This window comes from Kitasatospora sp. NPDC096128 (assembly GCF_040303105.1).
GTDB lineage: Bacteria > Actinomycetota > Actinomycetes > Streptomycetales > Streptomycetaceae > Kitasatospora.
The window spans coordinates 118,431-129,717 of the sequence record NZ_JBEOSP010000018.1; the positions used below are offsets into that span (position 1 = coordinate 118,431).

Genomic DNA, 11,287 nt, shown 5'->3' on the forward strand with positions numbered 1-11,287 from the left:
CACCAATTGCTACCGTGGGGTGACGGAGCGCCAGCACTGTGTGGTGTATTAGACCGCACGCACATCCGGGGGGCACGTGCCAACCGGGCCTCGGGAGCCGAAGGGCGCGCCGGTGTCGAAGGCGACGAGCGGGCGCAGCGAGCGCCGGAGCGAGGAACGTCGACACCGGATCAGGAGCGCCCGGAGGCGAGCGAGGGATTCACGGAAGTGCACCTGGGAGGGGCGCGTGGGGACCGAACTCAACCGCCGCTGGGAGTCGGGCACGCACGCGTACAGCGTCTCCGATCCCTTCGGCCAGGGCCCGCTTCCCTGGCTGCGCAGTCCCGACCAGTACCTGGCCGGGGCCGAGGGCGCCGTGCCCTGGTACGTCTCGGTGGACGCGCCCGGCCAGCAGCCGCTGTCGGCGGGCGTGCGGCCCAAGCCGCCGGTCGGCACCCCGCAGAGCGCCAACGACGTGGACCAGCAGATCAAGGGCTTCGCCTCGGCCGGGGTGATCCGCCCCGGCGGCTCGGTGGACTTCCGGGTCACCGTCAACCCGCCGCGCGAGTTCACCGTGGACGTCTACCGGATCGGCCACTACGGCGGGGACGGCGCCCGCCACATGACGTCCAGTCCGCTGATCGCCGGCCTGGCCCAGCCCGCCCCGCTGGTGGTCGAGCGGACGGTCTCCTGCCACCACTGGTGGCACTCCTGGCGGTTGCAGGTCCCGCTGCACTGGCAGCCCGGCGCGTACGTCGCCGTGCTGACCACCGCGGACATGGCGCACCGCAGCCACATCCCGTTCACCGTGAGGGACTTCGCCGATCAGGAGCGGACCGCCGAACTGCTTCTGGTGGTCCCGGACGTGACCTGGCAGGCGTACAACCTGTTCCCCGAGGACGGCCGTACGGGCGCCAGCCTCTACCACGCCTGGGACGACCGGGGCGGTCTGGTCGGCGAGCCCGAGGCGGCCGTCACGGTCTCCTTCGACCGCCCGCACGCCACCGCCGGGCTGCCGCTGCACGTCGGCCACGCGTACGACTTCATCCGCTGGGCCGAGCGCTACGGCTACGACCTCTCCTACGCCACCGCGACCGACCTGCACGCCGGGCTGGTGGACCCGGGCGAGCACCGCGCGCTGGTCTTCCCCGGCCACGACGAGTACTGGTCCGAGCCGATGCGCCGGACCGCCGAGCGGGCCCGGGACGGCGGCACCTCGCTGGTCTTCCTGTCCGCCAACACCATGTACTGGCGGGTCGAGCTGACCGCCGCCGCCTCCGGCGAACCCAACCGGCTGCTCAACTGCCGCAAGCGGCAGAAGGTCGGCCCGGGCAGTCCGGCCGCCGGGGTGCCCGGCGCGGCCAGCGCGCTGTGGCGGGACGCCGGCGAGCCCGAGCAGCACCTGCTGGGCGTGCAGTACTCGGGCCGGGTCGCCGCGCCCGTCCCGCTGGTCGCCCGGCACACCGCGCACTGGCTCTGGGACGGCACCGGGCTGCAGGAGGGGGACGAGCTGCCCGGCCTGGTCGCGGGGGAGGCCGACCGGTACTACCCGAAGGTCGCGCTGCCCGAGCACACCGAGCGGGTGCTGCTGGCCCACTCGCCGTACCGGGACCTGGCCGGCCGCACCCGCTACCAGGAGACCTCGCTGTACCGGGCGCCCAGCGGCGCGTACGTCTTCGCGGCCGGGACCTTCGCCTGGTCGCCCGCCCTCGGCCGCCCCGGACTCACCGACGAACGGGTCCAGCGGGCCACCGCCAACCTGCTGGACCGGCTCTGCAAGAACTGACGTTCAGCGGTCGTGAAAGACTGCGGGGGCAGTGACCTCCCCTTTCGCGGTGCCCCACGCCGTGAACGACCCCTGAGGACTGAACACCTTGAGCGGATTTGTCACCAAGCCCGAGCCGGTGCTGGTACCCGGCCTGGTCCACCTGCACACCGGCAAGGTGCGCGACCTGTACCGCACCGAGTCGGGCGAGCTGGTGATGGTGGCCAGCGACCGGATGTCCGCCCACGACTGGGTGCTGCCGAACGAGATCCCGGACAAGGGCCGGGTGCTCACCCAGCTCTCGCTGTGGTGGTTCGAGCGGATCGCCGACATCGTCCCCAACCACGTGATCTCCACCGAGGTCCCGGCCGGCGCCCCCGCCGACTGGAAGGGCCGCACGCTGATCTGCAAGAGCCTGGACATGATCCCGGTCGAGGCGGTCGCCCGCGGCTACCTGGCCGGCTCCGGTCTCACCGAATACCGGGAGAGCCGCACGGTCTGCGGCATCGCCCTGCCGGAGGGCCTGGAGAACAGCTCCGAGCTGCCCGCCCCGATCTACACCCCGGCCCTCAAGGCCGAGGTCGGCGAGCACGACGAGAACGTCCCCTACGAGGAGACCGCCCGCCGGATCGGCGCCGAGCTGGCCGCCCAGGTGCGCCGCACCACCCTGGACGTCTACGCCCGGGCCCGCGACATCGCCCGCGACCGCGGCATCATCCTGGCCGACACCAAGTTCGAGTTCGGCCTGCTGGACGGCGAACTGATCATCGGCGACGAGGTGCTCACCCCGGACTCCTCCCGCTACTGGCCGGCCGACGAGTACCAGCCGGGCCGCTCGCAGGCGTCCTTCGACAAGCAGCTGATCCGCGACTGGCTGGTCTCCCCGGCCTCCGGCTGGGACCGCTACAGCGAGCAGCCGCCGCCGGCGCTGCCGGCCGAGCTGGTCGAGCGGACCCGGGCCAAGTACATCGAGGTGTACGAGCGGCTGACCGGCACCAGCTGGGTCTGACGCCGCCGGACCGCCCGCGGGTACGGGATCCGTCAGATCCAGCCGTGCTCGCGGGCGATCCGCACCGCCGCGTGCCGGTTCTCCGCGCCCAGCTTGGTGGCCGCCGAGGACAGGTAGTTGCGCACGGTGCCCTGGGACAGCCCGGCCCGCTCGGCGATCTCCGCGATCGGGGTGGCGTCCGCGGCCAGCTCCAGGACATCCGTCTCACGCGGGGTCAGCGGGGTCTCCCCGGCGCTGATCGCGTCCGCCGCCAGCTCCGGGTCCACGTACCGGCCGCCGGAGAGCACGGTGCGGATGATGCCGGCCAGGTCGGCCGCCGAGACGGTCTTCGGCAGGAAGCCGCGCACCCCGACCTCCAGGGCCCGCTTGAGGTAGCCGGGACGCCCGTGGCCGGTGACGATCATGCAGCGGCAGTCCGGCAGCAGCCGGCGCAGCTCGGTGGCCACCTCGATGCCGTCCTTGCCGGGCATCTGGAGGTCCAGCACGGCGACGTCCGGCCGGTGCGCCCGGGCCATCGCCAGTGCCTCCGGGCCGGAGCCGGCCTGGGCGACCACCTCGATGTCGTCCTCCAGCGAGAGCAGCGCGGCCAGCGCGCCGCGGATCAGGTGCTCGTCGTCGGCGAGCAGGACGCGCACGGGCGCGGTGGCCTCGGTCATCGGACGGTCTCCCTCAGGTCGGCAGCGGGACGGTGGCGAGCATCCGGAAGGTACCGGGTGCGGCGGTCGGGACGGTCAGTTCGCCCCCGTGGGCGGCCAGCCGCTCGCGCAGGCCGCGCAGCCCGGTGCCGCCGCCCGGGGAGGGCAACGGCTCGGCGGGCACCCCGTCGTTCTCCAGCTCCAGCACAGCCCGGCCGTCCTCCTGCCGCAGCCGGATCAGGCAGCGGGCGGCCTCGCTGTGCCGCAGCACGTTGGTGGTGGCCTCGCGGATCACCCAGCCGAGCACCGACTGCACCGGGGCCGTCAGCCGGTCGAGGTCCTCGCCGAGGTCGATCTCGCAGGCGACGTCGGCGGAGCGCAGCACCGCGCGGGCGCCGATCGCCTCGGCGTGCAGGTCGGCGGTGCGGTAGCCGCGGATGACGTCCCGGACCTCGCGCTGCGAGTCCTGGGCGATCCGCTGCACCTCGGCCATCTGGTCGGCGGCCTCCGCTCGCCCGCGCTTGGCGAGCTGGACGGCGAGCTCGCTCTTCAGCGCGATGGTGGTGAGGTTGCGGCCCATCACGTCGTGCAGGTCGCGGGAGAAGCGCAGCCGCTCCTCGGCGACGGCCAGCCGGGACTGGGCCTCGCGGGCGGCGTCCAGCTCCCAGACGATGGCGGTGAGCCAGGCGAAGCTGCGGCAGCTGGCCCCGAGGAAGGCCATGCAGGCCGCTATGACGGTCAGGAATCCGGCGGCCGTGGCCAGGCCTACCCCGCCCAGCACCAGGGCCGGGACGACCGCCAGGACGGTGCCCAGGCCGGTGAGGGAGGACCAGCGCGGGGTCAGTCCCACGCACACCGGGGTGAAGCCGAAGGCCAGCAGGTAGCCGACGACGAGTGCGGTGAACGGGACCTGCGCCGGCTTCCCCGTCATGTCGCCGGTCGGTCCCAGCAGCATGACCGCCCAGGAACCGGCCACCACCAGGCCCACGGTCAGGACGACCCAGCGTCGGTGGTCGGCGGGCCTGTGCAGGTAGTGGTCGAGGGACACCCGGAAGGTCCGCAGCAGCACCAGGGTGGTGGCGAGGCCGATCAGGAGGGACACCTGGACCGCGGAGTGGTGGTCGGCCGCCCCGGCTCCGGCGCCGATGGCGAAGAGCACACCGGGCAGCAGGAACAGGGCCATCAGGTAGAGGCACCAGCGGAGGTAGAACTCGGTGCGCTGCGGTTTGCTCAGACGCCGCCAGTTGCGAAGCGGTGACCGCATTCTCAAATCTTCCGCCTCTTGTTCGGTCCTGATCATTCCTCCGCCTTCCTATCAGAGGTCGAACCGGGGGGAGTACGGAGAGCGGCTCGGCAGACCGGCTCGGCAGACCGGCTCAGCGGCGCGGCTCCCAGCGGAAGTAGCGGACGGCGCCCCAGACCGCCAGGCCCAGCCAGACCGTGCCGGTGACCAGGTGCGGGGCGGCGGCCGCCCAGCTGCCCAGGAAGTCGGTCGCGGCGGCGGAGCCGTCGGTGCCGAACCAGCCGACCCGGATCAGCTGGAAGGCCGGGGTGGTCGGCAGCAGCCGGCAGACGTCGGCCAGCTGCGAGGGCATGACCTCCAGCGGGACGAACAGGCCGGAGCCGAACTGCATGACCAGCATGACCGGCAGGGTGGTGATGCCCGCGCTCTCCACGGTCTTGGTGAAGGCGCTGGACAGCGCGGCCAGGGCGATCATCGTGGCCAGCGTCAGCACCAGGCCGACCAGCATCAGCAGCGGGTTGACCGGCACGGTGAGGTGCAGGCCGACGCTGCCGCCGATCCCGATCAGGGCGGACATCAGCAGGCCGAGGGCGAGCGAGGGGACGGCCGTGCCGAGCAGGATCTCCAGGTCCTGGGCCTCACCGGTGCGCAGCCGCTTGAGCACCAGCTCGCCGCGCCGCCCGACGTACGCGGCGGTCAGGTTGTAGTACACGACGAAGGCCAGGATCATCCCGACCGAGCCGTAGACCAGCAGCGAGTCGACGTCCAGGCCGGGGGTGTTCTCGGCCTGCTTCTTGAGCATTCCGCGCAGGGAGCCGATCAGCACCACCGGCAGCACCACGGCGGTGAACAGCGCGGTGCGGTTACGCAGCAGCAGGGTGGCCTCGGCGCGGCCGAGGGCGAGCAGGCGGCCGGCGGCGGTGCTCTGCGGGCCGGTGGTGCTCCGGTCGGAGCCGGTGGCGGGGGCGGCGGTGGTCATCGGGCGGATCCGATCAGGCGGCGGGCGGAACGGGCGGAACGGGCGGAACGGGCGGGGCCGGTGGGGCCGGTGGGGGCCTGCGGCGGGGCCTGGTGGGCGGCCTCCGAGGCGATGGCGAGGAAGGCCTCCTCCAGCGAGGCGCTGCGGGCGTCCAGGGCGCCGAGCGCGATCCCGTGGTGCCGGGCCCAGCCGAGCAGGTCGGTGAGGGTGTCCTGGAGGCCGGTGCTCTGCACGGTGACCTTGAGGCCGTCGACGGTGACCTCGGCGCCGGGCAGGACGGGCAGCGCGGCTCCGGCCGTTACGGGGTCGAGCCGCTCGGGGAGCTCGAAGGTGATCCGGGAGGGCCGGCCGGCGATCACCTCGGCGACGGTGCCGGTGGTGACGACCTGTCCGCCGTGCATGATGGCCAGCCGGTCGGCGAGCTCCTCGGCCTCCTCCAGGTAGTGGGTGGTGAGCAGCACCGTGGTGCCCTGGGCCCGCAGTTCGCGGACCAGCCGCCAGACGGCGGCGCGCGCCTCCGGGTCGAGGCCGGTGCTGGGCTCGTCCAGGAACAGCACCTCGGGGCGGCCGAGCAGGGCCATCGCGAGGTCGAGCCGGCGCCGTTCGCCGCCGGACAGCTGCTTGACCCGGACGTCGGCGCGGTGGCCGAGGCCGACCAGCTCCAGCGCCTCCGCGACCGGGCGGGCGCCACTGGTCATCCCGGCCCAGGTGCGGCCGGTCTCGGCGGCGGTGAGCTCGCCGGGGAAGCCGCCCTCCTGGAGCATGATGCCGATCCGCGGCCGGACGGCGGCGCGCTCCGCGAAGGGGTCGTGGCCGAGCACCCGCACGGTGCCGGCGCCGGGCGCGGCCAGGCCCTCGATGACCTCCATGGTGGAGGTCTTGCCGGCGCCGTTGGTGCCGAGCAGGGCGAACAGCTCGCCGCGACCGACGGTCAGGTCGACGCCGCGGACGGCGTGGTACTCGGCGGTGCCGGTGCCGTAGCGGCGGTGCAGGCCGGTGACCTCGATCACACTGTCGTCGCGGCGGGCGGGGTGGCTCTTTTCCATGCCCCAAGCCTTCCGCCGGTACGGCCGGGCGGGCAGTGCGCGCCGTCATGAACCGGCGGTGCGGATCCACGGGTCGGCGATGACAAATGTCATGGGGAGGAGCTTCCGGGCGGCGATCACCGGAAGCGGGCCGGAAGGAAACCGGAAGCGAACCGGAAGCGGAAACGTCGAAGGCCCCCTCGATCGAGGGGGCCTTCGCTCTGGAGCGGACGACGAGATTCGAACTCGCGACCCTCACCTTGGCAAGGTGATGCTCTACCAACTGAGCCACGTCCGCAGGGTCAAACTATTGAGTTGTGCTGTGCTCGCGCACTGCGAGCGGACGACGAGATTCGAACTCGCGACCCTCACCTTGGCAAGGTGATGCTCTACCAACTGAGCCACGTCCGCATGGTGCCTGGTGGGGCACCCGCCGCCTCTTCGGATCTCTCCGTTGCGGCGACGAGGAATACTCTACAGCATCGTTCGGGGTGGTCGCCCCACCCTTTCGGTCCAGGCGGGCGGGGCGACCGGGGCGGTGCCCCGACGAGGTCAGTTCGCCTCGGCGAACGCCTCGTACACGTGCTTGGGGATGCGACCGCGGGCCGGGAGTTCCATGCCGCGCGACAGGGCCCAGGCGCGCACGGCGGCCGGGTCCGGGGTGAGCGCGGTGCGGCGGAAGGACTTTCCGGTGCGGCTCTGGCGACGGCCGGCCGCGACGAACGGAGCGAGGGCCTCCCGCAGCTTTTCCGCGTTGTCCACGGACAGGTCGATCTCGTACGACTTCCCGTCGACGCCGAAGTGGACGGTTTCTGCGGCGGCGCCGCCGTCCAGGTCGTCGGAGAGCGTGACAACTACACGCTGAGCCATGGGTGTCAATCCTCTCGGGCAATTCGGCCGCCGGTTCGCGGAGTGCGACCGCCGGCCTGATGTGCACCAACCCGCGTAAGCGCATACGGGCAGGCCTGGTGGCCCGCCGGATACGCAGCACTTGCCGCGACAGGTGGCCCTATTCTGCACCCGAAGGGGGTCGAAATCGAAGAGTCCGGCATTCTTTTCCGGATATTCACGAGTCTTCGCGGGACTGCCGGATACCGGAGTGCGGGACGGGCGGATCTGTCCCCAAGTGCCGTATTCGGGTGTTCTTCGGGCATCGCGGTTCGGGGCCCCGAATCCCCGGAAACGGGCCGGCCGGGGCGGGGGGTGGCGGTGCCGGAACCCTTGTGGCGTAAGGGTCCTGGGTCTACGCGCGTCACCCGCCCCGGCCAGCAATCCTGCCCCGAACGGCCGGTAGTCTGGAGTTCCCCCGCCTCACCGAAGACACCACCGGGAGTGCCAGTGGCACGCGTCGTAGTCGACGTCATGCTCAAGCCGGAGATCCTCGACCCCCAGGGACAGGCGGTGCAGCGTGCACTGCCCCGTCTCGGATTCACCGGGATCGCCGACGTCCGCCAGGGCAAGCGTTTCGAGCTGGAGCTGGAGGGTCCGGTCGACGACGCCGCGCTCGCCCGTATCCGCGAAGCCGCCGAGACCTTTCTCGCCAACACCGTGATCGAGGACTTCACCGTCCGGGTCGAGGAGACCGAACTTTCGGCCCCCTCCTCCTCCGTCGTCGGGGGCGCGAAGTGACCACCCGCGTAGGCGTCGTCACTTTCCCCGGATCCCTCGACGACCGCGACGCCCAGCGCGCGGTCCGCCTGGCCGGCGCGGAGCCGGTCGCCCTCTGGCACCGTGACAAGGATCTCCACCAGGTCGACGCCGTCGTCCTGCCCGGCGGATTCAGTTACGGCGACTATCTGCGCTGCGGCGCGATCTCCCGCTTCTCGCCGGTGATGGAGACCGTCATCGAGCAGGCCAAGCTCGGAATGCCGGTCCTCGGTATCTGCAACGGCTTCCAGGTGCTGTGCGAATCGCACCTGCTGCCCGGCGCGCTCCACCGGAACGACTCGCTGCACTTCATCTGCCGCGACCAGAAGCTCCGGATCGAGAACGCGGACACCGCCTGGACCGGCGATTACTCGGTGGGCCAGGAAATCGTCGTCCCGCTGAAGAACGGCGAGGGCCGCTTCGTCGCCGACGCCCACGTCCTGGACGAACTCGAGGCCGAGGGCCGGGTCGTGGCCCGTTACCTGGACCTCAACCCGAACGGTTCGTACCGCGACATCGCCGGCATCACCAACGCCGCCGGCAATGTCGTCGGCCTGATGCCGCACCCGGAGCACGCCGTGGAGCCGCTCACCGGTCCGACCACCGAGGGCCTGGGCTTCTTCACTTCCGTCCTGAAGCAGCTGGTGAACGCCTGATGAGCCTCGACACCGTCAAGAACGCCGAGCAGACCCCGGACGCCGCCCAGCCGTGGGCCGAACTCGGCCTCAAGCAGGACGAGTACGCACGCATCCGGGAGATTCTCGGCCGCCGTCCGACCGGCGCCGAGCTCGCGATGTACTCGGTCATGTGGTCCGAGCACTGTTCGTACAAGAGCAGCAAGGTCCACCTGAAGCAGTTCGGCGAGAAGAAGCCGGATTCGGACGCGATGCTCGTCGGCATCGGCGAGAACGCCGGTGTGGTCGACGTCGGCCAGGGCTACGCGGTGACCTTCAAGGTCGAGTCGCACAACCACCCGTCGTACATCGAGCCCTACCAGGGCGCGGCCACCGGCATCGGCGGCATCGTGCGCGACATCCTGGCGATGGGCGCCCGCCCGGTCGCCGTGATGGACCCGCTGCGCTTCGGTGCGGCCGACCACCCGGACACCCGGCGCGTGCTGCCCGGCATCGTCGCGGGCATCGGCGGCTACGGCAACTGCCTGGGCCTGCCGAACATCGGCGGCGAGGTCGTCTTCGACTCCTGCTACCAGGGCAACCCGCTGGTCAACGCGCTGTGCGTGGGCGTCATGAAGCACGAGGACATCCACCTCGCGCAGGCCTCCGGCGCCGGCAACAAGGTCATCCTGTACGGCGCCCGCACCGGTGGCGACGGCATCGGCGGCGTCTCGGTGCTGGCCTCCGAGACCTTCGACGACACCAAGCCGGCCAAGCGCCCGGCCGTCCAGGTCGGTGACCCGTTCCAGGAGAAGCTCCTGATCGAGTGCACCCTGGAGATCTTCCGGGAGAAGCTCGTCAAGGGCATCCAGGACCTCGGCGGCGCCGGCCTGTCCTGCGCCACCAGCGAGCTGGCCTCGGCCGGCTCCGGCGGCATGCGGATCGACCTCGACACCGTGCACCTGCGCGACCACACGCTCTCGCCCGAGGAGATCCTCATGAGCGAGTCGCAGGAGCGGATGTGCGCGATCGTCGAGCCCGACAAGGTCGCCCGCTTCCTGGAGATCTGCGAGAAGTGGGACGTCATCGCCAACGTCATCGGTGAGGTGACCGACGGCGAGCGCCTGGAGATCTTCTGGCACGGCGAGCTCGTGGTGGACGTGCCCCCGCGCACCGTCGCCCACGAGGGCCCGACCTACCAGCGCCCCTACGCCCGCCCGAGCTGGCAGGACGCGCTGCAGGCCGACGCCCCGACCGCCGAGCGGCTGGCCCGCCCGACCACCGGCGAGGGCCTCAAGGCCGACCTGCTGAAGGTCGCGAGCCACCCGAACCAGGCCTCCAAGTCCTGGATCACCGACCAGTACGACCGGTACGTGCTCGGCAACACGGTGCTCGCCCACGGCGAGGACTCGGGCATGATCCGGATCGACGACGAGACCAACCTCGGCGTCTCCGTCGCCACCGACGGCAACGGCCGCTACGCCAAGCTGGACCCGTACACCGGTGCCCAGCTGGCCCTGGCCGAGGCCTACCGCAACGTCGCGGCCGGCGGTGCCAAGCCGCTCGCCGTCTCCGACTGCCTCAACTTCGGCTCCCCCGAGGACCCGGACGTGATGTGGCAGTTCGCCGAGGCGACCCGCGGCCTGGCCGACGCCTGCCTGGTGCTCGGCACCCCGGTCACCGGCGGCAACGTCTCGCTGTACAACCAGACCGGCGAGGTCGCCATCCACCCGACCCCCGTGGTCGCGGTGCTCGGCGTCATCGACGACGTCACCCGGCGCACCCCGATCGCCTTCGCCGAGGAGGGGCAGCTGCTCTACCTGCTCGGCGACACCGCGGACGAGCTCGGCGGCTCGGCCTGGTCGCAGGTCGTCCACGACCACCTCGGCGGCCTGCCGCCCAAGCTGGACCTGGAGCGCGAGCGGCTGCTCGGCGACATCCTGATCGCCGCCTCGCGCGACGGCATGATCGACGCCGCGCACGACCTCTCCGACGGCGGCCTCGGCCAGGCGCTCGTGGAGAGCTGCCTCAAGGGCGGCCACGGCGCGCGGATCGTCGTGCCCGAGGGCACCGACCCGTTCGTCCTGCTGTTCTCGGAGTCGGCCGGCCGCGCCGTCGTGGCGGTGCCGCGCAGCGAGGAGCTCCGCTTCAACGACATGTGCACCGCGCGTGGCCTGCCGGCCACCCGGATCGGTGTCGTGGACGGCGACAGCATCGACGTCCAGGGGCAGTTCAGCGTCACGCTGGCCGAGCTGAAGGACGCCCACACCGGCGTCATCGAGGCCCTGCTGGCCTGACGGGAGCACTGCAGAGGGGCGGACGGTTCGATACACCCGGCCGTGGCCGGCGAAGTCTCCGATGTTCAACATGGTGCCCCCACTCCACCGCCTC

General features: G+C 71.8%; 10 protein-coding genes and 2 tRNA genes. 5 read left to right on the top strand and 7 right to left on the bottom strand.

The window, feature by feature from the left end:
- Window positions 1-226 precede the first annotated feature (226 nt).
- Window positions 227-1,765, top strand: a complete 1,539-nt coding sequence (locus ABTY61_RS21345) for a N,N-dimethylformamidase beta subunit family domain-containing protein (protein WP_350506586.1) — start codon at window positions 227-229, stop codon at window positions 1,763-1,765.
- Between the two features lie 88 nt (window positions 1,766-1,853).
- Window positions 1,854-2,753, top strand: coding sequence for a phosphoribosylaminoimidazolesuccinocarboxamide synthase (locus ABTY61_RS21350; RefSeq protein WP_350506587.1), 900 nt, complete (start codon window positions 1,854-1,856; stop codon window positions 2,751-2,753).
- 32 nt (window positions 2,754-2,785) lie between these two features.
- On the opposite strand, the gene ABTY61_RS21355 is transcribed toward ABTY61_RS21350, so the two are convergent.
- The 7 genes from ABTY61_RS21355 to ABTY61_RS21385 form a co-directional block, all read right to left on the bottom strand.
- Entirely contained in the window at window positions 2,786-3,409 is a 624-nt protein-coding gene (locus ABTY61_RS21355; RefSeq protein ID WP_350506588.1) for a response regulator, read from the bottom strand.
- Window positions 3,410-3,422: 13 nt separating this feature from the next.
- Window positions 3,423-4,652 (bottom strand): sensor histidine kinase, encoded by a 1,230-nt coding sequence (locus ABTY61_RS21360; protein WP_350506589.1) that lies wholly within the window; start codon window positions 4,650-4,652, stop codon window positions 3,423-3,425.
- Between the two features lie 112 nt (window positions 4,653-4,764).
- Window positions 4,765-5,610: an ABC transporter permease gene (locus tag ABTY61_RS21365; protein WP_350506590.1), complete on the bottom strand. Its 846-nt coding sequence runs from the start codon at window positions 5,608-5,610 to the stop codon at window positions 4,765-4,767.
- On the bottom strand, window positions 5,607-6,656 hold the full coding sequence (locus ABTY61_RS21370) for an ABC transporter ATP-binding protein (protein ID WP_350506591.1): 1,050 nt from the start codon (window positions 6,654-6,656) through the stop codon (window positions 5,607-5,609). The genes ABTY61_RS21365 and ABTY61_RS21370 overlap by 4 nt, the downstream gene beginning before the upstream one ends.
- 201 nt (window positions 6,657-6,857) lie before the next feature.
- Window positions 6,858-6,933 (bottom strand) — tRNA-Gly (locus tag ABTY61_RS21375).
- 40 nt (window positions 6,934-6,973) lie between these two features.
- A tRNA-Gly gene (locus ABTY61_RS21380) sits at window positions 6,974-7,046 on the bottom strand.
- Between the two features lie 141 nt (window positions 7,047-7,187).
- Window positions 7,188-7,505 carry a histone-like nucleoid-structuring protein Lsr2 gene (locus ABTY61_RS21385; protein WP_030056585.1) on the bottom strand — a complete coding sequence of 106 codons (318 nt, stop codon included), beginning with the start codon at window positions 7,503-7,505 and terminating at the stop codon, window positions 7,188-7,190.
- 468 nt (window positions 7,506-7,973) lie between these two features.
- On the opposite strand from ABTY61_RS21385, the gene purS reads away from it, so the two are divergent.
- Genes purS through purL form a run of 3 tightly spaced genes read left to right on the top strand, consistent with a single transcriptional unit; the run spans window position 7,974 to window position 11,193 of the window.
- Window positions 7,974-8,264: a phosphoribosylformylglycinamidine synthase subunit PurS gene (gene purS, locus ABTY61_RS21390; RefSeq protein ID WP_350506592.1), complete on the top strand. Its 291-nt coding sequence runs from the start codon at window positions 7,974-7,976 to the stop codon at window positions 8,262-8,264.
- A complete protein-coding gene (gene purQ, locus ABTY61_RS21395) occupies window positions 8,261-8,938 on the top strand; it encodes a phosphoribosylformylglycinamidine synthase subunit PurQ (RefSeq protein WP_350506593.1) in 678 nt (225 codons plus the stop codon). Before purS ends, purQ begins: the two co-directional genes overlap by 4 nt.
- Window positions 8,938-11,193, top strand: a complete 2,256-nt coding sequence (purL, locus tag ABTY61_RS21400) for a phosphoribosylformylglycinamidine synthase subunit PurL (RefSeq protein WP_350506594.1) — start codon at window positions 8,938-8,940, stop codon at window positions 11,191-11,193. The genes purQ and purL overlap by 1 nt, the downstream gene beginning before the upstream one ends.
- Window positions 11,194-11,287 lie beyond the last annotated feature (94 nt).